20 protein-coding genes are annotated in these 23,063 nt (G+C 63.7%); 15 read left to right on the top strand and 5 right to left on the bottom strand.

Annotated elements, in window-relative coordinates; translation table 11 throughout:
• The first annotated feature begins 385 nt into the window (after positions 1-385).
• The 12 genes from J5M73_RS28960 to J5M73_RS28905 all read left to right on the top strand — a co-directional run bounded on the left by J5M73_RS28960 (position 386) and on the right by J5M73_RS28905 (position 17,120).
• The gene (locus J5M73_RS28960) at positions 386-1,477 is read left to right on the top strand and encodes a 3-deoxy-7-phosphoheptulonate synthase (RefSeq protein ID WP_115580342.1); all 1,092 of its coding nucleotides are present in this window, start codon (positions 386-388) and stop codon (positions 1,475-1,477) included.
• 212 nt (positions 1,478-1,689) lie between these two features.
• Positions 1,690-1,971, top strand: coding sequence for a peptidylprolyl isomerase (locus J5M73_RS28955; protein ID WP_007924449.1), 282 nt, complete (start codon positions 1,690-1,692; stop codon positions 1,969-1,971).
• A 131-nt stretch (positions 1,972-2,102) separates the two neighbouring features.
• On the top strand, positions 2,103-3,965 hold the full coding sequence (locus J5M73_RS28950; protein ID WP_207816736.1) for an extracellular solute-binding protein: 1,863 nt from the start codon (positions 2,103-2,105) through the stop codon (positions 3,963-3,965).
• Complete coding sequence (yejB, locus tag J5M73_RS28945; protein ID WP_207816734.1) at positions 3,965-5,029, top strand: microcin C ABC transporter permease YejB; 1,065 nt, start codon at positions 3,965-3,967, stop codon at positions 5,027-5,029. The genes J5M73_RS28950 and yejB overlap by 1 nt, the downstream gene beginning before the upstream one ends.
• Positions 5,029-6,051 carry an ABC transporter permease gene (locus J5M73_RS28940; protein WP_207816732.1) on the top strand — a complete coding sequence of 341 codons (1,023 nt, stop codon included), beginning with the start codon at positions 5,029-5,031 and terminating at the stop codon, positions 6,049-6,051. Before yejB ends, J5M73_RS28940 begins: the two co-directional genes overlap by 1 nt.
• A gap of 14 nt (positions 6,052-6,065) precedes the next feature.
• A complete protein-coding gene (locus J5M73_RS28935) occupies positions 6,066-7,640 on the top strand; it encodes an ABC transporter ATP-binding protein (RefSeq protein ID WP_207816729.1) in 1,575 nt (524 codons plus the stop codon).
• 233 nt (positions 7,641-7,873) lie between these two features.
• Positions 7,874-9,292: a sigma 54-interacting transcriptional regulator gene (locus tag J5M73_RS28930; RefSeq protein ID WP_102864938.1), complete on the top strand. Its 1,419-nt coding sequence runs from the start codon at positions 7,874-7,876 to the stop codon at positions 9,290-9,292.
• A 320-nt stretch (positions 9,293-9,612) separates the two neighbouring features.
• Positions 9,613-11,004: a GntP family permease gene (locus tag J5M73_RS28925; RefSeq protein WP_207816727.1), complete on the top strand. Its 1,392-nt coding sequence runs from the start codon at positions 9,613-9,615 to the stop codon at positions 11,002-11,004.
• Between the two features lie 7 nt (positions 11,005-11,011).
• Positions 11,012-11,785 (top strand): 3-hydroxybutyrate dehydrogenase, encoded by a 774-nt coding sequence (hbdH, locus tag J5M73_RS28920; RefSeq protein ID WP_207816725.1) that lies wholly within the window; start codon positions 11,012-11,014, stop codon positions 11,783-11,785.
• 169 nt (positions 11,786-11,954) lie between these two features.
• Positions 11,955-13,910: an acetoacetate--CoA ligase gene (locus J5M73_RS28915; protein WP_207816724.1), complete on the top strand. Its 1,956-nt coding sequence runs from the start codon at positions 11,955-11,957 to the stop codon at positions 13,908-13,910.
• 342 nt (positions 13,911-14,252) lie between these two features.
• Positions 14,253-16,793 carry a PAS domain-containing sensor histidine kinase gene (locus J5M73_RS28910; RefSeq protein WP_102864934.1) on the top strand — a complete coding sequence of 847 codons (2,541 nt, stop codon included), beginning with the start codon at positions 14,253-14,255 and terminating at the stop codon, positions 16,791-16,793.
• Positions 16,794-16,844: 51 nt separating this feature from the next.
• Positions 16,845-17,120 (top strand): peptidylprolyl isomerase, encoded by a 276-nt coding sequence (locus J5M73_RS28905; RefSeq protein WP_011061856.1) that lies wholly within the window; start codon positions 16,845-16,847, stop codon positions 17,118-17,120.
• Positions 17,121-17,205: 85 nt separating this feature from the next.
• Here J5M73_RS28905 and J5M73_RS28900 read toward each other — a convergent pair whose 3' ends face one another.
• The 4 genes from J5M73_RS28900 to J5M73_RS28885 all read right to left on the bottom strand — a co-directional run bounded on the left by J5M73_RS28900 (position 17,206) and on the right by J5M73_RS28885 (position 20,824).
• Entirely contained in the window at positions 17,206-18,123 is a 918-nt protein-coding gene (locus J5M73_RS28900; protein ID WP_102864933.1) for a sugar kinase, read from the bottom strand.
• Positions 18,124-18,240: 117 nt separating this feature from the next.
• Complete coding sequence (locus tag J5M73_RS28895) at positions 18,241-19,458, bottom strand: amino acid deaminase (RefSeq protein ID WP_110653569.1); 1,218 nt, start codon at positions 19,456-19,458, stop codon at positions 18,241-18,243.
• Positions 19,459-19,505: 47 nt separating this feature from the next.
• Positions 19,506-20,270, bottom strand: a complete 765-nt coding sequence (locus J5M73_RS28890) for an IclR family transcriptional regulator (RefSeq protein ID WP_207816723.1) — start codon at positions 20,268-20,270, stop codon at positions 19,506-19,508.
• A gap of 164 nt (positions 20,271-20,434) precedes the next feature.
• On the bottom strand, positions 20,435-20,824 hold the full coding sequence (locus J5M73_RS28885) for a RidA family protein (protein ID WP_102864930.1): 390 nt from the start codon (positions 20,822-20,824) through the stop codon (positions 20,435-20,437).
• Between the two features lie 432 nt (positions 20,825-21,256).
• Between J5M73_RS28885 and J5M73_RS28880 the strand changes: the two genes are divergently transcribed.
• The 3 genes from J5M73_RS28880 (at position 21,257) to J5M73_RS28870 (ending at position 22,268) form a co-directional block, all read left to right on the top strand.
• Positions 21,257-21,523: a hypothetical protein gene (locus tag J5M73_RS28880; protein WP_207816722.1), complete on the top strand. Its 267-nt coding sequence runs from the start codon at positions 21,257-21,259 to the stop codon at positions 21,521-21,523.
• A gap of 89 nt (positions 21,524-21,612) precedes the next feature.
• A complete protein-coding gene (locus tag J5M73_RS28875; RefSeq protein ID WP_102864928.1) occupies positions 21,613-21,792 on the top strand; it encodes a type II toxin-antitoxin system HicA family toxin in 180 nt (59 codons plus the stop codon).
• Positions 21,793-21,842: 50 nt separating this feature from the next.
• A complete protein-coding gene (locus J5M73_RS28870) occupies positions 21,843-22,268 on the top strand; it encodes a type II toxin-antitoxin system HicB family antitoxin (RefSeq protein ID WP_102864927.1) in 426 nt (141 codons plus the stop codon).
• A 71-nt stretch (positions 22,269-22,339) separates the two neighbouring features.
• On the opposite strand, the gene J5M73_RS28865 is transcribed toward J5M73_RS28870, so the two are convergent.
• The coding region (locus tag J5M73_RS28865) for a hypothetical protein (RefSeq protein ID WP_207816721.1) at positions 22,340-23,063 on the bottom strand (724 nt) is incomplete at its 5' end.

The following is a 23,063-nucleotide window of genomic DNA, read 5'->3' as shown; positions in this document are numbered from 1 at the left end:
TTTATTTTGGGTATTGGTTTAGCCACTGGCGCGCCTGATACCCAACCGGCGCCCACTTTAACGGGTCGCCTACCAGAGAATTCTCAACCCCCGGTCGGCCTCCCGACCGGGGGTTTTGTTTTTTCAGGCTCGACGTTTTCAACCACGACTTTCAGCGACATACCGAACTTACCGAGGATTTTCCCCATGAACTACGCCACCTATTACCGCTACGACATGTTCTCCACCTGGCGATTTAGCAGCCTCCGCTCGGGACAGCCTGCCGCCTCCGATCGGTCACCTACCGGTGGCAATTGCACACTTGTGGCCAGTACGGCCAATTGTCGAACACCCCAGTAGGGCCGCGCGCGGGACATCACCCGCCGCCCGCCCAGGAAGACCGAACATGAACTCGTCCGTATCCGCTCTGCCCCTGTCCGCCCACGTCAGCGCCAACGAAACCCTGACCCAGCGCCTGCCCAGCTCTCTGGAGCTCAAGCAGCAATTGCCGCTGTCTCTGGCCCTGAGCCAGCAAGTTGCCGCCCACCGCCAGGCGGTACGCGCCATTCTCGAAGGCCGCGACCAGCGCCTGCTGGTGGTAGTCGGCCCCTGCTCCATCCACGACCCGCAATCAGCCCTGGAATACGCCGCCAACCTGGCCCGCCTGGCCGAAGAAGTGAGCGACCAGATGCTCCTGGTGATGCGCGCCTACGTCGAAAAACCCCGCACCACCGTGGGGTGGAAAGGCCTGGCCTACGACCCGGACCTGGATGGCAGCGACGACATGGCCGGCGGCCTGACCCTGTCCCGGGAACTGATGCGCGAAATGCTGCGCCTGGGCCTGCCGATTGCCACCGAATTGCTGCAGCCCATGGCCGCCGGCTACTTCGACGACCTGTTGAGCTGGGTCGCCATTGGCGCTCGCACCACCGAATCGCAGATCCACCGCGAGATGGCCAGCGGCCTGGAGATGCCCGTAGGCTTCAAGAACGGCACCGACGGCGGCGTCGCCATCGCCTGTGATGCCATGCGTTCGGCTGCCCACCCCCACCGCCATTTCGGCGTCGACAGCCAGGGCCATCCGGCGATCATCCAGACTCCGGGCAACCCCGACACTCATCTGGTATTGCGGGGCGGCCACAGCGGCCCGAACTACGACCGCCAGAGCGTGGCCCAGGTCCAGCGCGACCTGCACAAGCTAAAGATACCGGCGCGGATCATGGTGGACTGCAGCCACGCCAACAGCGGCAAGGACCCACTGCGCCAACCGGCGGTATTCAACGACGTACTGGAGCAACGCCTGCAGGGCGACACTTCGCTGATGGGGGTGATGCTGGAAAGCCACCTGTTCGAAGGCTGCCAGCCCCTGAGCGGCCAGCTGCGCTACGGCGTCTCCGTGACCGACGGCTGCCTGGGCTGGAGCGCGACCGAGCAATTGCTGCGCAATGCCGCGCAGCAACTGCAGCACGCACACAAGGTCGCTGCCGTCCCCGCCTGACCGCCCCTGCTGCAGGCACTGGCTTGCCAGCGAAGACGTCCCCAAGAGCAGCGACTTCTTCGCCAGCAAGCCGGCTTCTGTAATACCCGCCGCGCCCGCAAGAGCGTGGCTGCCCACGAAGGCGCCAGACGGCAACGCCTTGAAGGAACTTTGAGAAGAAATAGCCACCTGAATCCGGTAGGCTCTCAACTTTCTTGAAAGGAGCAACATCCATGGCCAAAGCCACTGCCCGTCACATCCTGGTTGCCAGCGAAGCCAAGTGCAACGAACTCAAAGCCGAGATCGAAGCCGGCGCCGACTTCGCCGAAGTCGCGAAAAAGAACTCCACCTGCCCGTCCAGCCGTGACGGCGGCAACCTGGGCTCCTTCGGCCCGGGCCAGATGGTCAAGGAATTCGACACCGTAGTGTTCAGCGCTCCCGTGAACGTCGTGCAAGGTCCGGTGAAAACCCAGTTCGGTTACCACCTGCTGGAAGTCACCAGCCGCCAGGACTGATCCCCTCGCGACTGCGTCTGCTCAACGGCCCGCCTCCTGGTGGGCCGTTGTGTTTGTGAAAGCGGCTGGCCAGTCACGCGCCGCTAGCGTACAAATCGTGGTCATCGATCACCCGGCTCCTAAGGCTGACAATGCGACTGCTTTCCTCCACTGTGCTTTTCACCGTCCTGCTACTGGGCGCCGCGGGTGCCCAGGCGGCACCGCAACACGCCATGACCGTATACGGCGAACCGGCCAAGTATCCCCAGGGCTTCAGCCACTTCGACTACGTCAACCCCCAGGCCCCCAAGGGCGGAACCCTGCGCCGCTCGGCCATCGAGATCGGGCGCTTCGACCACGTGCTGCCTTATATAGACAAAGGTATCGGCGTTTCCCAGCTCGACGGCCTGGTCTATTCGCCCCTGGCCCTGCGCTCCCTGGATGAGCCCTACACCGTCTACGGCCTAGTGGCCGAAAAGATGGAACGCGCGGAAGACGGCCTGTGGCTGCGCTTCTACCTCAACCCCAAGGCGCGCTTTGCCGACGGCACCGCGATCACCGCCGAGGACGTGCGCTACAGCTATGACCTGCTGATGACCCAGGGCAGCATGCGCTACCGCACCCAGTTCGAGGACGTCAAAGGCGTCACCGTGGAATCGCCACGCGTGGTGCGCTTCGACTTCAAAAGCAATGAAAACCGCACCCTGCCCCTGGATATCGCGACCCTGCCGGTGTTCCCCGAACACTGGTGGAAGAGTCGCGACTTCGCGGGTGGCGGCGGTTACGAAGCCCCCCTGGGCAGTGGCCCCTATCGCGTGGCCAAAGTGGATTCGGGCAACAGCATCACCTTCGCCCGCAACCCCGAATGGTGGGGCAAGGACCTGCCGGTGAGCCGCGGCTTGTACAACTTCGACCATTTCAGCGTCGAGTACTTCGGCGACATCGATGTCGCCCGCCAGGTGCTGCGTGGCGGCGCCTACGACTACAACCGAGAGTTCTCCGCCACCGGCTATTCCATCGGCTACGACAGCCCAGCCCTGAACGACGGTCGCCTGCAAAAGGCCCACCTGGCCCAGTCGGCGCCGCAACCGGCCCAGGGCTACGTGTTCAACCTCGACCGGCCGGTGTTCCAGGACCGCCGGGTGCGTCAGGCCCTGGCCCTGCTCTGGGACTTCGAATGGAGCAACCGGCAGATGATGCGCAACCTCTACATCCGCCAGCAGAGCTTCTTCTCCAACACGCCCCTGGCCGCCCGCAGCCTGCCGGACGCCGAGGAGCTGAAGATCCTCGAACCCCTGCGCGGACAGATCCCCGACGAAGTCTTCACCCAGGTTTTCCAAGCGCCAGAAACCGACGGCAGCGGCGTGATCCGCGACAAGCAAATGCAAGCCCTGGCCCTGCTGGAACAGGCCGGCTGGAAAGCCGAAGGCGACAAACTGGTCAACGCCGAAGGCGAGCCCCTGAGTTTCACCTTCCTCATCACCCAAGGTTCCATCGAGCGCCTGCTGCTGCCCTACAAGCGCAACCTGGCGCAGATCGGCATCAGCCTGAACATCCGCCGCATCGACTCCTCGCAGTACGTCAACCGCCTGATGGCCCGGGACTACGACATGATCGTCACCGGCTACCCGGTGACCACTTCGCCGGGCATGGAGCTGTACAACTACTTCGGTTCGGCGGCGGCCAACGATCCGGGCTCCAACAACTACATGGTGCTCAAGAACCCGGCAGTGGACCGCCTGCTCAACGGCCTGGTGAAGGCCACCAGCCAGCCGGAGATGCTGCGCTACGCCCACGCCCTGGACCGGGTGCTGCAGTGGAACTACTACTGGATTGCCAACTACTACCCGCCCGGCACCTCCACGGTGTGGTGGAACCGCTTCGGCATCCCCAAGGTGCCGGCAAGCAACGACGAAGCCATCGAAAGCTGGTGGGAAGTCAGCAGCACCGCGCTGACCAATGAACAGATGGCCGCCGAGCTGATCCGCCGTGGCAAACCTGGAGGACGCCACTGATGCTGGCCTACATTCTGCGGCGCCTGCTGCTGATCATTCCGACCCTGCTGATCATCCTCCTGGTCAACTTCGTCATCGTCCAGGCGGCCCCCGGCGGCCCGGTGGAACAAGCCATCGCCCGCCTGCAAGGCATTGGTGGTGGCGGCAGCGTCGGCGGCTCCGCCGATGCCATGAGCAGCAGCGGCTCCCGGGCCAGCCGCGGGCTCGATCCCAAGCTGATCCAGGACATCGAAAAACAGTACGGCTTCGACAAGCCGGCCCATGAACGCCTGTGGCTGATGCTCAAGAACTACGCCCAACTGGACTTCGGCAAGAGCTTCTTCCGCGGCGCCACGGTCACCGACCTGATCCTGGAGAAAATGCCGGTGACCCTTTCCCTCGGTCTCTGGGCGACCCTGATCACCTACCTGGTGTCGATCCCCCTGGGGATTCGCAAAGCGGTGCACCACGGCAGCCATTTCGACATCTGGAGCAGCACCGCGATCATCATCGGCTACGCCATGCCGGCCTTTCTGTTCGCCATGTTCCTGATCGTGCTGTTCGCCGGCGGCACTTCGCTGAACTGGTTCCCGGTGCGCGGCCTGGTCTCGGACAACTTCGAGCAACTGAGCACCCTGGGCAAGATCGCCGACTACTTCTGGCACCTGGTATTGCCGGTCAGCTCCCTGGTGATCGGTGGCTTCGCCACCCTGACCATCCTCACCAAGAACTCCTTCCTCAACGAGATCACCCGCCAGTACGTGGTCACCGCCCGGGCCAAGGGCCTGAGCGAGCGCCGCGTGCTCTATGGCCACGTGTTCCGCAACGCCATGCTGCTGGTGGTCTCGGGGATTCCCCAGGCCTTTATCAGCGTGTTTTTCGCCGGTTCCTTGCTGATCGAGGTGATCTTCTCCCTCGACGGCCTGGGGCGCATGAGCTACGAAGCGGCGGTGTCGCGAGATTATCCGGTGGTGTTCGGTTCGCTGTTCATCTTCACCCTGTTTGGCCTCCTGATAAAACTCATCGGCGACCTGTGCTACACCCTGGTCGACCCGCGTATCGACTTCGCCGCGAGGAATGCCTGATGCTCAAGCTTTCTCCCGTCGCCCGCCGACGCTTGGACCGCTTCAAGAAAAACCGCCGCGGCTGGTGGTCGCTGTGGCTGTTCATCGGCCTGTTCATCCTGACCCTGGGCGGCGAGCTGATCGCCAACGACAAACCCCTGATGGTCAGTTACCAGGGCTCGCTGTACTTCCCGGTGTTCAAGCGCTACACCGAGCAGGAATTCGGCGGCCAGCTGCCGTTCCAGGCCGACTATCGCAGCGACTACGTGCAGCAACTGATCCGCAAGGACGGTGGCTGGCTGCTGTTCCCGCCGATCCCTTTCAGCGAAGACACGCCCAACTACGACCTGACCCAGCCGGCCCCCAGCCCGCCGAGCAAGGTCAACTGGCTGGGCACCGACGACCAGGCCCGGGACGTGGCCGCGCGAGTGATCTACGGCGCCCGAGTGTCGATCCTGTTCGCCCTGGCGCTGACCGCCATCAGCGCCCTGATCGGCATCGCCGCCGGCGCCCTGCAAGGCTATTACGGCGGCTGGGTCGACCTCTTGGGCCAGCGCCTGCTGGAAGTCTGGTCCGGGCTGCCGGTGCTCTACCTGCTGATCATCCTCTCGGGCTTCGTCGAGCCGAACTTCTGGTGGCTGCTGGGAATCATGGCGCTGTTCTCCTGGCTGGCCCTGGTGGACGTGGTACGCGCCGAGTTCCTCCGTGGGCGCAACCTGGAGTACGTCAAGGCCGCTCGGGCCCTGGGCCTGAGCGACCGCAAGGTGATCCTGCGGCACATCCTGCCCAATGCCATGAACGCCACCCTGAGCTACCTGCCGTTCATCCTCACCGGCGCCATCTCGACCCTCACCGCCCTCGACTTCCTCGGCTTCGGCATGCCCGCCGGCAGCGCTTCCCTGGGCGAGTTGATCGGCCAGGGCAAGCAGAACCTGCAGGCGCCATGGCTGGGGCTGACGGCGTTTTTCACCCTGGCGCTGATCCTTTCGCTGCTGGTGTTTATCGGCGAAGCGTTGCGCGATGCCTTTGATCCACGATCTTGAAGCGGACTGTAGAAATGCCTGACAACCTTATCGAAATCCGCCAGCTCAAGGTCACCTTCGGCGAACAGACCGTGGTCCGCGACCTGAGCCTGGACATCCGTCCCGGCGAATGCCTGGCCCTGGTGGGCGAGTCCGGCTCGGGCAAGTCGGTGACCGCCCACTCGATCCTGCAACTGCTACCGCAGACCGGCTGTAGCAGCTCCGGCAGCGTGCGTTACCGCGGCCAGGAACTGATGGGCTGCGATCCGGCAACCCTGCAAAAACTGCGGGGCAACCGCATCGCCATGATCTTCCAAGAGCCCATGACCTCCCTCAACCCGCTGCACAGCGTAGAGAAGCAGATCGGCGAAACCCTGCTCCTGCACCGGGGACTGGGGGGCAAGGAGGCCCAGGCGCGGATTCTCGAACTGCTGGAACTGGTGGGCATCCAGAAACCCAAGGAGCGACTCAAGGCCTACCCGCACCAGCTTTCCGGCGGCCAGCGCCAGCGGGTGATGATCGCCATGGCCCTGGCCTGCGAGCCGGAGCTGCTGATTGCCGACGAACCCACCACCGCCCTGGACGTGACCGTGCAGCGCAAGATCCTGCTGCTGCTCAAATCCCTGCAACAGCGCCTGGGCATGTCCCTGCTGCTGATCAGCCACGACCTCAACCTGGTGCAGCGCATCGCCCAGCGGGTGTGCGTGATGAAGGCCGGGGAAATCGTCGAACAAGCCGCCTGCGACACCCTGTTCAACGCCCCGCAACATCCCTACAGCTGCGAACTGCTGCACGCCGAGCCCGAGGGGCGACCGTTGTGCCGCGACAGCCGCGAAACCGTGCTGGAGGTGAACAATCTCAGCGTTGACTTCCAGATAGGCGGCGGCCTCTTCCGGCGCAAGGAATACCTGCGGGCAGTGGACGACATCAGCCTCAGCGTGGAGCAAGGCAAGACCCTGGGCATCGTCGGCGAGTCCGGCTCGGGCAAGTCCACCCTGGGCCAGGCGATCCTGCGGCTGCTGGATTCCCAAGGCAGCATCCGCTTCCAGGGCCAGGCCCTGGACGGCCTCGACCAGAAGCAACTGCGGCCCTGGCGCAAGCAGATGCAGGTGGTGTTCCAGGACCCCTTCGGCAGCCTCAGCCCGCGCATGTCGGTGGCGCAGATCATCAGCGAAGGCCTGGAAGTGCACAGCCAGTACGACGCCCGCCAATGCGACGAACAGGTGATCCGCGCCCTGGAGGAGGTCGGCCTCGATCCCAACAGCCGCCACCGCTACCCCCACGAGTTCTCCGGCGGCCAACGCCAGCGCATCGCCATCGCCCGAGCCCTGGTGCTCAAACCGGCGCTGATCCTGCTGGACGAACCGACCTCGGCCCTGGACCGCACCGTGCAGAAACAGGTGGTGGCCCTGCTGCGCCAGTTGCAGGAAAAGTACGGCCTGACCTACCTGTTCATCAGCCATGATTTGGCGGTGGTGCGGGCCCTGGCCCACGACATGATCGTGATCAAGGACGGCCAGGTGGTGGAGCGCGGTGCCAGCCATGAAGTATTCGCCAACCCGCAACACCCCTACACCCAGGAACTGCTGGCCGCCGCCCACCCCGGCTGACCCGCCGCCGACGTCCTTTTTTCGCAGCCTCGCCAAGGCTCGACAGCGGCTACAGATGCTTCATCCTGTAGCCGCTGCCGCAGGCTGCGAACGGCTGCGCAGCAGACGCTGCCCTCAAGGCCGCCGAAGGTCCTGCGGCCCTTTGCGCGGCCTCGCAGGCTCGGCAGCGGCTACAGCGCAACAACCGGGGCAGACTGCGGCATAATCGCCGCGCCCACTTTCAGGATGCCGCCATGAACGACAGCGAAAGCCTCAAGGATTACCAGCGTGTGCGCCAACTGGCGATCCGTTCGCTGTTCGAGATCATCGAGCAGTCCAGCGAAGGCACGGTGATCGTCGACCGCGACGCCAATATCGTCTGGATGAACGAGCGCTACGCCCGGCGCTTCGGCCTGGAATCGGCGGCCTTCGCCATCGGCAAGCCCTGCGAAAGCGTGATCCCCGGCAGCCTGCTGCGGGAGGTGGTACGCACCGGCCGCCCGATCCTGCTGGACATGCAGGACACCCCCAAGGAACCGCTGGTGGTGATGCGCCTGCCGATCCACGACGCCGCCGGCACGGTGATCGGCGCCATCGGCTTTGCCCTGTTCGACGAACTGCGCAGCCTGTCGCCGATGCTCAAGCGCTACCTGAGCATGCAGGAAGAATTGGCCTCCACCCGCTCTCTGTTGCGGGCCCGGCAGACCAAGTACAACTTCGCCCATTTCATCGGCACCAGCGCCGCCAGCCTGGAAGTCAAACGCCGGGCCCGACGCAGCGCCAGCGCCGAATCCCCAGTACTGCTGCAAGGCGAAACTGGCACCGGCAAGGAGCTGCTGGCCCAGGCCATCCATGCTGCTTCGCCCCGGGCCCACAAGCCCTTTGTCAGCATCAACAGCGCGGCGATTCCTGAGGCGCTGCTGGAGGCGGAGTTCTTCGGCACCGCCCCCGGCGCCTTCACCGGCGCCGACCGCAAGGGCCGCGCCGGCAAGTTGCAGATCGCCCAGGGCGGCACCCTGTTCCTCGATGAAATCGGCGACATGCCCCTGCCCCTGCAAAGCAAGTTGCTGCGAGTGCTGCAGGAAAAAGAGTTCGAACCAGTGGGCTCCAATGAAGTGATCCACAGCGATGTGCGGGTGATCGCCGCCACTTCCACCGACCTGGAAGCGGCGATCAAGCGCGGCGAGTTCCGCGCCGACCTGTACTACCGGCTCAACGTGCTGCCGATCCAGGTGCCGGCCCTGCGCGAACGCCTGGACGACCTGCCGGCCCTGAGCGAAGGGATTCTCGAAGAACTGCGCAGCCAGCATGAACTGGATCGCGAAGCCCTGGCCCTGCTGGCGCAACATGCCTGGCCGGGGAACATCCGCGAACTGCGCAACGTGCTGGAGCGCGCGGCGCTGCTCAGCGACGACCTGATACTCACTGCCGCGGACATTCGCGCGGCAATCGGCAGCTTCAGCCCGGCGCAACGCCATGCGGCCCCGCTGCCCGCCGAGTCGCCGAGCCAGGAAACCTTCGCCGCGGCCCGGGAACGGTTCGAGCGGCAACTGATCAGCGCCACCCTGGCGCAATGCGCCGGCAAGGTGGACGAAGCGGCCCGGCGCCTGGGGCTGGGTCGCTCGACGCTGTACAAGAAGATGGCGGCCCTGGGGATTGCCGAGTCTCAATAACGAGACAAAAATCCCAATTCAGAGACAACCGCTTGTGTGGCGCGGGAGCTTGCTCCCGCTGGGCCGCGCAGCGGCGCCAAACCCAGTGATTGCGGTCTTTCTGACACAACCCGGTGGCCGGCATGAGGAGTGCTGCACACTAAAGCGGGAGCAAGCTCCCTCGCCTCACTGTCTCCAATCAGAGAATATCTGGATAAATCACCTTCGATATATTTAAAAAGTGCTTATATTTCAATAAGTTAACTAACTGGCACAGTTCTCGCTATGACGCTCTCCACACGCAACACCCGACAACAATAACAATCCTGGAGAGACACACCATGAGTGTGATCATTGCCTTGGCAGCCCTGACGCTGCTGATGCTGGCGGCCTACCGTGGCTACAGCGTCATCCTCTTTGCCCCCATTGCCGCCCTGGGCGCAGTGCTGCTCACCGATCCGTCCGCCGTGGCGCCCGCCTTTACCGGGGTGTTCATGGAGAAGATGGTCGGCTTCATCAAGTTGTATTTCCCGGTTTTCCTGCTGGGCGCGGTGTTCGGCAAGCTGATCGAGCTGTCGGGCTTCTCGCGCTCCATCGTCGCCGCCGCGATCCGCCTGCTGGGCACCCGCCAGGCGATACTGGTGATCGTTTTGGTCTGCGCCCTGCTGACCTACGGCGGGGTTTCGCTGTTCGTGGTGGTGTTCGCGGTCTACCCGTTCGCCGCCGAGATGTTCCGCCAGAGCAATATCCCCAAGCGCCTGATCCCGGCCACCATCGCTCTGGGTGCATTCTCCTTCACCATGGATGCGCTACCCGGCACCCCGCAGATCCAGAACATCATCCCCAGCACCTTCTTCAACACCACCGCCTGGGCCGCGCCCTGGCTGGGCGTGATCGGCACCATTTTCGTGTTCTGCGCCGGCATGCTGTTCCTGCAGCGCCAGCGCAACAAAGCGCAGAAGGCCGGTGAAGGCTACGGCACCGAACTGCGCAACGAACCGGAAACCGCCGAAGACCTGAAACTGCCCAACCCCTGGCTGGCGCTGTCGCCGCTGCTGCTGGTGGGCATCATGAACCTGCTGTTCACCCACTGGATTCCCCAGTGGTACGGCAAGACCCACAGCCTCAGCCTGGCGGGCATGGCCGCCCCGGTGACCAGCGAAATCGCCAAGCTCACCGCCATCTGGGCGGTGCAGGCGGCCTTGCTGGTGGGCATCCTGATGGTGCTGGTGTGCGGCTACTCGGCGATTCGCAGCAAGCTCGCCGAGGGCAGCAAGAGCGCGGTCAGCGGCGCCTTGCTGGCGGCGATGAACACCGCTTCGGAATACGGTTTCGGCGCAGTGATCGCCTCCCTGCCGGGCTTTCTGGTGCTGGCCGACTGGCTCAAAAGCATCCCCAACCCGCTGGTCAACGAAGCCATCACCGTGACCCTGCTGGCGGGCATCACCGGCTCGGCTTCGGGGGGCATGAGCATCGCCCTGGCGGCCATGTCCGAAAGCTTCATCAGCGCCGCCCATGCCGCCAACATTCCCCTGGAAGTGCTGCACCGGGTGGCCTCCATGGCCAGCGGCGGCATGGACACCCTGCCCCACAACGGCGCGGTGATCACCCTGCTGGCGGTCACCGGGCTGACCCACCGCGAAGCCTACAAGGACATTTTCTGCATCACCCTGATCAAGACCCTGGCGGTCTTTGTCGTCATCGCCACTTTCTACGCCACCGGCATTGTGTGAGGTATTCATGACCACTCTTTCTGGCAAGACCGCCCTGGTCACCGGCTCCACCAGCGGCATTGGCCTGGGCATCGCCCGGGTCCTGGCCAAGGCCGGGGCCAAGCTGATTCTCAACGGCTTCGGCGATGCCTCGAAGGCCATCGCCGAGGTCGCACAATTCGGCGGCCAGGTCGGCCATCACCCGGCGGACGTCAGCGACCCGGCACAGATCGCCGAGCTGTTCGCCTACGCCGAACGGGAGTTTGGCGGCGTCGACATCCTGGTCAACAACGCCGGCATCCAGCACGTGGCGGCGGTGGAGGAATTCCCCGTGGAGCGCTGGGATTCGATCATCGCCATCAACCTGTCCTCAGTGTTCCACAGCACCCGCCTGGGGCTGCCGGGGATGCGTGCCAAGGGCTGGGGACGGATCGTCAACATTGCCTCGGTGCACGGTCAGGTGGGTTCGGTAGGCAAGGCCGCCTATGTCGCGGCCAAACACGGGGTGATCGGCCTGACCAAGGTGGTGGGCCTGGAAACCGCCACCAGCAAAGTCACCTGCAATGCCATCTGCCCAGGCTGGGTGCTGACCCCGCTGGTGCAGAAGCAGATCGACGACCGGGTGGCGGCCGGGGCTGACCCGCAACAGGCCCAGCATGATCTGCTGGCGGAAAAGCAGCCGTCCCTGGAGTTCGTCACCCCGTCGCAACTGGGCGAGCTGGTGCTATTTTTGTGCAGCGAAGCCGGCGCCCAAGTGCGCGGTGCGGCCTGGAACATCGACGGCGGCTGGCTGGCGCAATAACCCCGCGCCCTGTAGCCGCTGCCATAGGCTGCGATAAGGCGCGCAGCGCCTTCCTAGGCCCTCAAGAGCACGTCTCCTGCAGAGCCGATCGCAGCCAGCGGCAGCGGCTACAGAGCATCCGGCATTAGAATCGGTTTGCGTGCAAAGCAAGAAAAACAAGAGGCATCCCATGTCCGAAATACTCTGGCAACCCAGCGCCGAGCGCATCAGCAAGACCCGCATGGAAGCCTTCCGGCGCCTGGTCAATCACCGTCACGACCTCAACCTGGCCGACTTTCCCGCCCTGCACCAGTGGAGCATCGACCAGCGAGAAAGCTTCTGGCAGGCCATCGTCGACTTCTTCGAGGTCAGCTTTCACCAGCCCGCTGAATCCGTGCTGCGCGAAGGCCCGCAAATGCCCAGCGCCCAATGGTTTCCAGGGGCCACGCTGAACTTCGCCGAGCACCTGCTCAAGCGCCGGGACGACACCGTGGCGGTGGTGGCGATCAACGAGAACGGCCAGCGCGAACCACTGACCTACGCCGAACTGGCGGCCCAGGTCGCCGGCCTGCAGCGCAGCCTGCGGGCTGCCGGGGTCGGCCTCGGCGACCGAGTTGCCGCCTGCCTGCCCAACACCTGGCAGACCCTGGTGGGCATGCTGGCCAGCACCAGCCTCGGCGCGGTGTGGTCCAGCTGTTCGCCGGATTTCGGCACCCAGGGGGTGATCGACCGTTTTGGCCAGATCGAACCCAAGGTGCTGATCACCTGCGCCGGCTATCGCTACGCCGGCAAGGACATCGACCAGACCGCCAAGGTCAACGAGATCCTTGAGCGCCTGCCGTCCCTGGAGCAATTGCTCATCGTGCCCTACGCCCGTCAGCAAGCCCGGGTCGAGGACTACCATACCCAGGCCCGGATCAGCCTCTGGGACGATTTCTATCAGTCTGGCGGCGAGCCCGAATTCGTCCCGGTGCCCTTCGCCCATCCGCTGTACATCCTCTATTCCAGCGGCACCACCGGGGTGCCCAAGTGCATCGTCCACGGCACTGGCGGGGTGCTGCTGCAGCACCTCAAGGAACACGGCCTGCACACCGACCTGGGGCCCGGCGAGCGGCTGTTCTACTACACCACTTGCGGCTGGATGATGTGGAACTGGCTGGTCTCGGCCCTGGCCACTGGCGCCAGCCTGGTGCTCTACGACGGATCGCCCTTCCATCCCACCAACGAGCGCCTGATCGACCTGATCGATAGCGAAGGCATCAGCGTCTTCGGCACCAGCCCCAAGTACCTGGCCGCCCTGGAAAAGGCCGGCAGCCGACCGCGCCTCAGCCACCGCCTGGACAGCCTCAAGACCCTGCTCTGCACCGGCTCGCCGCTGTCGCCACAGAGCTACGACTACGTGTACCGCGAGATCAAACACGACCTGTGCCTGGCCTCGATGTCCGGCGGCACCGACATCGTCGCCTGTTTCGTCGCCGGCAACCCGATCCAGCCGGTGCGCCGTGGCGAGATGCAGGGCAAGAGCCTGGGCATGGCCATCGAAGTGTGGAACGACCAGGGCCAGCCGGTGACCGGCGAAAAAGGCGAACTGGTGTGCACCCGGCACTTTCCGAGTATTCCCGTAGGCCTGTGGCACGACCCGGACCAGAGCAAGCTCAAGGCCTCGTACTTCAGCCTGTTTCCCGGGGTCTGGGCCCAGGGCGACTACGCCGAACAGCTGCCCCATGGCGGCTGGCTGATTCACGGACGCTCGGATGCGGTGCTCAACCCGGGTGGAGTGCGGATTGGCACCGCGGAAATCTACCGCCAGGTGGAGAAGCTGGAACAGGTGCTGGAAAGCCTGGCCATCGGCCAGAGCTGGGAGCATGACGTACGGGTGGTGCTGTTCGTACGCCTGCAGGATGGCGTGGTGCTCGATGAGCCGTTGCAGGAGCGGATTCGCCAGGTGATCCGCAGCAACACCACGCCGCGCCATGTGCCGGCGAAGATCCTCGCAGTGACCGACATTCCCCGGACCATCAGCGGCAAGATCGTGGAGTTGGCGGTGCGCAATGTGGTGCATGGCCTGCCGGTGAAGAATACCGACGCCCTGGCGAACCCCGAAGCCCTGGAGCAGTTCCGCGACCGCGAGGAATTGCGCCACTGACGACGGCCAACCACCGCCGGCGCAGCCCTTCGCGACGCAGGACCTGTAGCCGCTGCCGAGCCTGCGAGGCTGCGCAAAGGGCCGCAGGACCTTCAGCGATCTCAAGAGCAGCGCTTCCTGCGACGCAGTGCCGCCCAGAGCGTTCGCAGCCTGCGGCAGCGGCTACAGGGACCGTTCAGCCCCTCTAGACTGGTCATCTGCCGCAAAAGCAGGTGAAAATAACCCCGCCAGAAACACCTACACTCCATCCGTTTGAATATGCACGGCATGTCCATGCGACTTTTCCAGTACGCGAGCCATGACCTTGCCGCGTAACACCGCTGCGCCCAGGACACACCCGACATGAATGCCCCCCACTCCGGCAGCCAAGCCGCCCACCTGATAGCCCGTCTGGACTGGTCCGCCACGGCCCTCGGTGAATCCGGCCACTGGCCCCAGAGCCTGCGCACCGCCGTGGACATCGTGATCCATTCGCCGATGCCGATGTTGCTGCTGTGGGGCTCCGAGCTGACCCAGATCTACAACGACGGCTTCGCCCTGCTGGCAGGCAACAAGCACCCCCAGGCCTTCGGCCAGCCGGCGCACCTGATCTGGCCAGAGCTGATGGACTTCACCGACCCGGTCTACCGCGCGGTGCTCAACGGCCAGGTGCGCAGCTTCAGCGAGCAGCGCTTCAGCCTGCAACGCAGCGACGGTACTGCACACGACCTGTGGCTGGACCTGACCTACAGCCCGATCCGCGATGAACGCGGCGACGTTGCCGGAATCCTGGTGACCGCCATCGAGACCAACGAGCGCCGGCGCATCGCCCTCGAACTGCAGCAGCGCTCCGACGACAGCCTGCGGGCCCAGCACGAGACCGAGGAGCGCCTGCAACTGGCCCTGGCGGCCACTGATGCGGTGGGCACCTGGGATTGGGACATTGGCGAAGATCGCTTTATCGCCGACACCCATTTTGCCCAGCTGCACAGCGTCAACCCGCAGCTATCCCGACAATTGCCCATCAGTGAGTACCTCAAAGGCGTGCACCCGGAAGACCGGGCCATGGTGGCCCGGAGCATCAAGCACTGCATCACCCAGGGCAGCGAATACGCCGAGGAATACCGCCTGCAACTGGCCGACGGCCAGGTGCGCTGGGTGTTCGCCCGGGGTCGCTGCTACAAGGATCACCACGGCCGGCCGACGCGCTTTCTCGGCGCCGCCCTGGACCTGACCGAGCGCAAACAGATGGAGCAAGCACTGCGCCAGAGCCAGACCGAACTGCAACTGATCATTAACGCCATGCCAGTGCTGATCGGTTACGTCGACCGCGAAGAGCGCTTTCGCCTGAACAACAGCGCTTACCTGGACTGGTACGGCCTGACCCCGCAGGAGCTGTACGGCAAGACCATCCGCGAAGTGGTGGGCGACGAGATCTACGCCACCCGCGCCGAGAACATTGCCGCCGCATTGGCGGGCAAGCCTTGCAGCTTCGAAGCCAACTCGCCCCACCGCGACGGCCGCCCGCGCCATGCCCTGATGAAGTACCTGCCCCGCCATGGCGCCGACGGTGCCATCAACGGTTTCTACATTTTCGTCATCGATGAAACCGAGCGCAGACAGACCGAGGAGGCTCTGCGCAACCTCAACGAAACCCTGGAAGAACGGGTCAACCGCCGCACCGAGGCGCTGGCCGCCGTCAACCAGCGCCTGCAGAACGAAATGTTCGAACGCGAGCGCGCCGAGGACGCCCTGCGCCACGCACAGAAGATGGAGGCCGTGGGCCAACTCACTGGCGGCATCGCTCACGACTTCAACAACATGCTCACCGGCATCATCGGCAGCCTGGACCTGATGCAGCGCTACATCGACAACGGCCGCAGCGATGAGATCGGTCGTTTTACCGAAGCCGCCATGTCCTCGGCCAAACGTGCCGCGTCCCTGACCCACCGCCTGCTGGCCTTCTCCCGACGCCAGTCCCTGGACCGCCAGCCCCTGGACCCGAACCAGCTGGTGCGCTCGCTGCAGGAGCTGTTCAACCACACCAAGGGCGAACACATCCAGCTGCAGATGCAACTGGCGGACGAGGTGTGGCCGGTAAACACCGATGCCAGCCAGCTGGAAAACGCCTTGCTCAATCTGGTGATCAACGCCCGCGACGCCATGCCCGACGGCGGCCGACTGCTGATCGAGACCGCCAACAGTTACCTCGACGGCAGCGACATCAGCACCCTGGAGCCGGTCAAGGCCGGCGACTACGTGATGCTGGGGGTCAGCGACAACGGCGCCGGCATGAGCCCACGGATTCTGTCCAAGGCCTTCGACCCCTTCTTCACCACCAAGCCCATCGGCCAGGGCACGGGCCTCGGGCTGTCGATGATCTATGGTTTTGCTCAGCAGTCCGGCGGACACGTGACCATCAGCAGCGAGCCAGGCCAGGGCACCTGTGTGCGCCTGTACCTGCCGCGCCTGCACAACGCGCCCCTGGAACCGCTGCAACCCACGGGCAGCAGCGCGGCGCCCCAGGCCATGGCCGGGGAAAGCGTGATGGTGGTGGAGGACGACCCGGCGGTGCGCATGCTGGTGCTCAACGTCCTCAGCGAACTGGGCTACCGCGCCATCGAGGCCGAGGATGCACGCAGCGCCCTGCCATTGCTGGACTCGCCACTGCGCGTCGACCTGCTGGTGACCGACGTCGGCCTGCCGGGCATGAACGGCCGACAATTGGCGGAGATCGCCCGCCAACAGCGCCCGGGGCTCAAGGTACTGTTCATGACCGGCTACGCGGAAAAGGCCGCCGAGCGCCAGGGCTTTCTGGAACCGGGCATGGACCTGATGGCCAAGCCGTTTTCCATCGAAGAACTGGCGCAGAAGATTCGCCAGATGATCGGCCGCGAGTCCTGAATTCAGGCATAATCCGCGGCCGCCGATTTCCCGCTACAAGGTTACGCCATCATGAAAGCCCAAGCCCGCCACATCCTGGTGAAAACCGCCGAAGAAGCCGAGCAGCTCAAGCAGCGCATCGCCAAGGGCGAAGCCTTCGACGTGCTGGCCAAGAAATACTCCACCTGCCCGTCGGGCAAGCGCGGCGGCGACCTGGGGGAAGTGCGTCCGGGGCAGATGGTCGGCGCCATTGATCAGGTGATTTTCAAGAAGCCCCTGCGCACCGTGCACGGCCCGATCAAGAGCAAATTCGGCTATCACCTGGTGCAGGTGTTCTTCCGCGACTGACCACTCAAGCCCCGTTCTGTGGGAGCCGGCGTGCCAGCCCAAGCGCCCGCAACCGGCAAAGGCCTGTTCGTCGGCCAGCCGGCTCCTACAACGCGGGCTCCCGGGGAAGCAACGCCCCGGGATGCTGAATCACCCGACTCGCCAATCGATGCCCGGCCTCTGCGGCCTGCACCGGGCTGCCGCCGCGCAAACGACAGGCCAGATAAGCCGCGCTGAAGGAGTCTCCCGCCGCCGTGGTGTCCACCACCTGCGCCACTGGCAGCGCCGGTATCTCATGACTCTCGCCGCCGCAACGCACCAGGCACGAATCCGCCCCGCGCTTGACCACCACCTCGGCAATGTTCGGGTAGGCCGCAAACACGCCATGGGCATAGTCATGGCCAAACAGCGCCTGCTCGTCCTCCAGGGTCAACAGCGCCAGATCCACATGCTCCAGTACCTGCAGATAGGCCACTCGCGCCTGCTCCACCGAGGCCCAGAGCCTTGGCCGATAGTTGTTGTCAAACACGATCTGCGCCCGACGGATGCGCGCTTCCACCAGCAGGTCAATCAGCTTTTTGCGTCCCACCTCCCCGAGCACCGCCAGGGTGATGCCGCTGAAATACAACACATCGTAATCGCACAAGTCCGCCAGGATCGGCCCCGCCGCCGCGGTGTTGAAGCAGTCCCGTACCGCCGCCTCATTGCGCCAATACAGAAAACGCCGCTCCCCCCGGGCATCGGTCTGAATGCAATACAACCCCGGCAAACGCCCGGGCAGGCGCTGAACCTTTCCCAGGCCGATACCCTCCTGCGCCCAGCTCTGGCACATGGCATCGCTGAAGCTGTCGTAGCCCAGGGCGGTCACGTAATCCACCTGCGCCTGCTGCCCGAGCTCCCGGCACAGATACACCGCAGTGTTCAAGGTATCGCCACCAAAGCTCTGTAGCAGACTGCCGTCGTGACGCTGTTGCAGCTCGATCATGCATTCGCCAATGGCGGCAATGCGCTGCTTCCCGTTCATGTTCTTGACCTCCCCTCAAAGCACACACCACCTAGTAGAACCTGGCTTGCCAACGAAAGCGTCCTCAGAGTTGCGCCCTAACCCAGGGTCTGTTCGTCGGCGAGCCGGCTGCTACGTTCAGAAGCAGGTTTCCAGACTCTCGATCACCTGCAGGCGCTCATCCACCAGCAAACCGGTACGCCACTTGTCGAAGGTCAGGCACGGGTGCGATGTACCAAAGGAAATGATGTCGCCAATACGCAGCTCCACTCCCGGCGCCACGGTGAGAAACGCGTGCTGATCCATCACCGCCGTCACCTTGCACGCCCCCACATCATCACTGGCACCGGCCTCGGCTCCAGCGCGGTAACGTCGCAGCGGCACCGGCAAGCCAGCGTCATAGGCGACATCGCGCTTGCCCAGGGCCACCACCGCAAAGCCCGGCTCCGGCAGCGACTGCACATGGGCCCAGACTTCCATCGCCGGACGCAGGCCTTCGTGCAGATCACTGCGTCGATCCAACACACAGCACTGAGCCTCTTTGTAGATACCGTGGTCATGGGCGACATAACTGCCCGGACGCAGCACGCTGAGGAAACGCCCCTTGGCGTTGTGGGTCTCGAAGGACTCGGCGATCAGGTCGTACCAGGCCGAACCCGAAGCCGTGATGATCGGCCGCTCGATGGCAAACAAACCATCGTTGTGCAGATCCACCGCCAGACGCACCAGGGAATCGGCAAACTGCCGAATGCCACTGATGGCCTGGTCGCCGTGGATCACCCCTTCGTAACCTTCGATACCGCACAACGCCAAAGCTGGCTGCGCCTGGATCGCCTTGGCCAGGGCCAGTACTTCCTGCTCGCTGCGGCAACCGCAACGACCGCCCACCACGCCGTACTCGATCATCACCTTGAGGGTGACGCCGCGCTGGGCGAAAAACGCCCCCAGATCGGCCACGTTGTCCGGGTGATCCACCATGCAATAGAAATCGAAATCGGCATCCGCCAACAGCTCGGCGATCAGCGCCATGTTCGGCGCCCCCACCAGTTGGTTGGCCATCAACACCCGGCGCGCGCCATGGGCGTAGGCGGCGCGAGTCTGTACTGCCGTGGCCAGGGTGATGCCCCAGGCGCCGGCGTCCAACTGCCGCTGAAACAGCGCGGGCATCATGCTGGTCTTGCCGTGGGGCGCCAGCTCGGCGCCGCTGTCACTGACAAACTTCTGCATCCAGCGAATGTTGTGTTCCAGCGCCTCGCGGTGCAGCACCAGGGCCGGCAGGCTGACGTCGCTCAGCAGACTCGCGCCGATAGCAGCGGCGCCCTTTTCCACCAGGGGCAGATTCAAAGCGGAAGACATGTTGGCACTCCTTATCAAGGCGGCTGCGCACAGCCGCGACACTGTCATCAATCGTTGATACGCCGGGCCAGGCGGTTGGCGCTGTCGATCAGCACCCGGCGGTATTCCTGGTAATGGCTCTGCGCATCGGCCCTCGGCGCGACGATGCACAGGGTGCAGATGCACACCCCGCGCTCATCGCGCACCGGCGCGGCAAAACAATGGGTGAAGGTGTCGGCGACGCTGTCGAAGGAAAAGAACCCCTCCTCGGTGGCCTGACGGATTTCCTTGAGGAAGGTCTCCAGCGGCAGGCGCTCACCATTAGGCAGCATGAAGTCCTGGTCATCGATCATCTCGACGATCTGCTCATCGCTCATATGCCCCAGCAGCAACCGCCCGGAGGCGGTCCAGGGGATCGGCGCGTTCTCGCCAATGTCCGAGGTAATGCGGAAATTCCGCTCGCCCTCCTTCATCAGCGCCACGGTGTATTTGCGCCCGTTGAGCAGGCACATCTGCGCGGTTTCCCGGGTCTGGCTGACAATTTCCTGCAACGCCTGATCAGCCTCGCGGCTCAGATCGAAATGGCGCAAATGAGCCTGCCCGAGAAAATACAGCTGGCGGCCCAGGTACACATGACCGTCCTTGCCTACCGGCTCCAGCACCCGCCGCTCCAGCAAGGACGCCACCAACTCATAGACCGTGGACTTGGGACTGCCAATGCCCTTGGCGATATCGTTGGGCCGCAGCGGCTGGCCGATCTCCTTGAGGAAATCGAGAATATCGAAGGCCCGATCCAGGCCCTTGGCCCGGCGCTTGATGCTGTCTTCACTCATCTACCCACCCCTATGCAAAACACAATCCCTGTAGCCGCTGCCGCAGGCTGCGAACGCCCTGAGCGACACGCCGTCGCAGGGGCCGCAGCGATCTCATCACCCTGCGCCCGCGTTGCGGTCGATCGCAGCCTCGCCCAGGCTCGGCAGCGGCTACAGAAGCGCACTCAAGGCTTCTTCTTGTAGGCCACACAATCGATCTCGACCTTGCAGTCCACCATCATGCTGGCCTGCACACAGGCCCGGGCCGGCGCGTGTTCGGGCTTGAAGTACTCGCCGAACACCTTGTTGAAACTCCAGAAATCCCGCGGGTCTTCCAGCCACACGCCAACCCGCACCACATCCTCCAGGCCGTACCCGGCCTCTTCGAGAATGGCCACTAGATTGCGCATGGTCTGATGCGTCTGCTCGACGATCCCACCGTGAATGATCTCGCCATCCAGCGCCGGCACCTGGCCGGACACATGCAGCCAGCCATCGGCTTCGACGGCGCGAGCGAAAGGACGCGGCTGGCCACCGCCTGCGGTGCTGCCGGTGCCGTAACGGGTGATGCTCATGAGCGATTCTCCTGGTTGAAGATTGACCATCTGGCCGCCCTGCCCGAGCGTCACCCGACTCGCCGCGGACTTCTGCGCAAACTCTGCCGCAGCAACCCGCGATGGCCTGGAAACGCACAGGCGTGGAACAAATAAATTCCGCTATAACAGAATAAAATATCAAATAGCGGAACAGGCGCCAGAGTGTGCCATGGAGCACAAAGGAGATAACAGGGGGGATGGAAAAACTTTCCGGAACGAGGAACGGAGAAATGAGAAACGGCCATCAGCCAATGTCAGGCATTTCTGTATTTGCTGAAGGCACACCCGAATGCCTGGTGATACTGCTCGCCACCTTCTACATTCCGTTGCGTCGCAGCAGTCCGCGACCGGATTTGGCCGTCCGAATCTCCATGAGCACACTTCAGTATTCCTTCATGGAGCGTCACTGCTATGGATCTCCAACCTTTCACCTGCACCACCGACCACCCCGTCGCCTTCATCAACCCACAAGCGCCGTTACTCGACCTGCTGACCTACGCCGGCCTGCGCATCCGCGCCGCCCGGGACATGCTGGACAGCCTTGCCGACATGACCAGCCGCAATGCCGATCACCTCGACCTGAAGCGCTTCTCCAGCGTGGCGACCCTGCTGTTACAGGACGGCTGCGATGTGTTGCATGCAGTTGAGCAACGGGTAATGGATCTGCCCCGTGAGTAATGGTCAGGTTTCGCAAAAAACAACACACAAGTGTTGTACAAAAATATGAATGTTGTACCGTGCAGAAATCCAAGCCATGAGGCGAGGTGATGAAATTCAGCGAATTCAGACGATGGTTGAAAGCTCAAGGCGTGGTCTTCGAGGCCGGTAAAGGCAGCCACTTCAAAGTTAAGGCCCCAAACGGCAACCAGACCACCTTCGCGGATCACGGCAGCAAGGAAATGCCCGAACCCACCCGCAAGGCAATCATCAGGCAATTGGGGCTCTAGGACTCACATCCATTCTCTGCATGCTGAAATATCGCCTCCGAGGAGTGACCATGTACGACTACGCCCTTCGCTTCGAGCAAGACCGTGCACCGGGACTGGCGGTCTTCTGCCGCGATCTGCCCGAACTCAATAGCTTTGGCGATGATCCTGAGCACGCCATCAACCAGGCCATCGACGCGCTCGAAACCACTCTGTCCCTTTACGTCGACCAGCGCCGCGCCATTCCCCCGGCCTCCGCGCCGCTACCAGGGGAACAGGTCATTCATTTGCCAATGGTGACCGTGGCCAAGATAGCGCTGTGGAACACGATGATGGAGCGGGACATGCGCAAGGCCGATCTATGCCGACTGCTCGGAATCCACCAAGCCCAGGGAGATCGCCTGGTGGACTTTCTACACAGCTCCAAAATGGAACAGCTGGAAAATGCCCTGGCAGCCCTAGGTAAACGTCTTGCAGTATCAGTGGAGGCGGCATAGCCCAAAATGGCCGAACGCAGGCATTGATCCGTGGGCAACCCGGCAGTAGGCCGGGTTAGCCGCACCGGGCCTCAATCAACATCAGCCACGCACAACACCCACCACAGATTCCGCGCCCCCTGGCAGGCGACATAGGCAGAAGAAATAGCCGAGCCCCTGGTCAACTCACACCAATCAGGACTATCGAACCGATACACCACCAGCTCGGAAAACGGCGCCGGAAACACTGCATCCAGCGCTTCGAACACCACCTGGCGGGCATTGGCCACGGACCCTCCACGACTGGACGGATGACAACCGCCCCGCAGCAGCGCCGCCAGCAACGAGCCCTCGAACTCGTATCGATTGAGCATGGAACAGGGCCCGAAGTCAGGCTCGATCTGCCCGATGGCCGTCGAGCTGGCGAGGCCGCTGAAACGCTCGAGAAACTCGGCCAGTCGCGGCCTCTCACCCAACACCTTGATGGCGGGATCAGGCTTGAAGAAGCAGGACACCACCTCGCCACACTGGGCAAGCACGGCAAGCAGTTCGGCAAGGGGCTGCTTGTCGACGACAAACTCGCTGGCAGCGGTCAATGGCGCTAGCGCATCGTGCTTCAGGTTTTCATCTTGATTCATGCTTAAGCACCGAAGGTTGATCACAAACAGGCAAACACCCCAGCGGCTATCGCATCCTGGGCTTTTGCGACCGCAGACAACTGCAACGGCACCGCTCGGAGCGAACAGGCCGGGAGGGGCGACAATGTATCGGCCGCACCGTTGCACGGCAAACCCGAAAACCATCCCCGCCCGCACC

The sequence above is a fragment of the Pseudomonas sp. 50_B genome (genome assembly GCF_017491625.1).
Lineage (GTDB): Bacteria > Pseudomonadota > Gammaproteobacteria > Pseudomonadales > Pseudomonadaceae > Aquipseudomonas > Aquipseudomonas danubii.
The sequence above is the reverse complement of the archived record's forward strand: the minus strand, read 5'-3'. Positions and strand labels throughout refer to the sequence as shown.

Bases quoted from the DNA above. Each gene is read 5' to 3' on its own strand.
- J5M73_RS28960 (WP_115580342.1), top strand. From the start codon at position 386: ATGAACTCGTCCGTATCCGCTCTGCCCCTGTCCGCCCACGTCAGCGCC.
- J5M73_RS28955 (WP_007924449.1), top strand. From the start codon at position 1,690: ATGGCCAAAGCCACTGCCCGTCACATCCTGGTTGCCAGCGAAGCCAAG.
- J5M73_RS28950 (WP_207816736.1), top strand. From the start codon at position 2,103: ATGCGACTGCTTTCCTCCACTGTGCTTTTCACCGTCCTGCTACTGGGC.
- yejB (WP_207816734.1), top strand. From the start codon at position 3,965: ATGCTGGCCTACATTCTGCGGCGCCTGCTGCTGATCATTCCGACCCTG.
- J5M73_RS28940 (WP_207816732.1), top strand. From the start codon at position 5,029: ATGCTCAAGCTTTCTCCCGTCGCCCGCCGACGCTTGGACCGCTTCAAG.
- J5M73_RS28935 (WP_207816729.1), top strand. From the start codon at position 6,066: ATGCCTGACAACCTTATCGAAATCCGCCAGCTCAAGGTCACCTTCGGC.
- J5M73_RS28930 (WP_102864938.1), top strand. From the start codon at position 7,874: ATGAACGACAGCGAAAGCCTCAAGGATTACCAGCGTGTGCGCCAACTG.
- J5M73_RS28925 (WP_207816727.1), top strand. From the start codon at position 9,613: ATGAGTGTGATCATTGCCTTGGCAGCCCTGACGCTGCTGATGCTGGCG.
- hbdH (WP_207816725.1), top strand. From the start codon at position 11,012: ATGACCACTCTTTCTGGCAAGACCGCCCTGGTCACCGGCTCCACCAGC.
- J5M73_RS28915 (WP_207816724.1), top strand. From the start codon at position 11,955: ATGTCCGAAATACTCTGGCAACCCAGCGCCGAGCGCATCAGCAAGACC.
- J5M73_RS28910 (WP_102864934.1), top strand. From the start codon at position 14,253: ATGAATGCCCCCCACTCCGGCAGCCAAGCCGCCCACCTGATAGCCCGT.
- J5M73_RS28905 (WP_011061856.1), top strand. From the start codon at position 16,845: ATGAAAGCCCAAGCCCGCCACATCCTGGTGAAAACCGCCGAAGAAGCC.
- J5M73_RS28900 (WP_102864933.1), bottom strand. From the start codon at position 18,123: ATGAACGGGAAGCAGCGCATTGCCGCCATTGGCGAATGCATGATCGAG.
- J5M73_RS28895 (WP_110653569.1), bottom strand. From the start codon at position 19,458: ATGTCTTCCGCTTTGAATCTGCCCCTGGTGGAAAAGGGCGCCGCTGCT.
- J5M73_RS28890 (WP_207816723.1), bottom strand. From the start codon at position 20,270: ATGAGTGAAGACAGCATCAAGCGCCGGGCCAAGGGCCTGGATCGGGCC.
- J5M73_RS28885 (WP_102864930.1), bottom strand. From the start codon at position 20,824: ATGAGCATCACCCGTTACGGCACCGGCAGCACCGCAGGCGGTGGCCAG.
- J5M73_RS28880 (WP_207816722.1), top strand. From the start codon at position 21,257: ATGGATCTCCAACCTTTCACCTGCACCACCGACCACCCCGTCGCCTTC.
- J5M73_RS28875 (WP_102864928.1), top strand. From the start codon at position 21,613: ATGAAATTCAGCGAATTCAGACGATGGTTGAAAGCTCAAGGCGTGGTC.
- J5M73_RS28870 (WP_102864927.1), top strand. From the start codon at position 21,843: ATGTACGACTACGCCCTTCGCTTCGAGCAAGACCGTGCACCGGGACTG.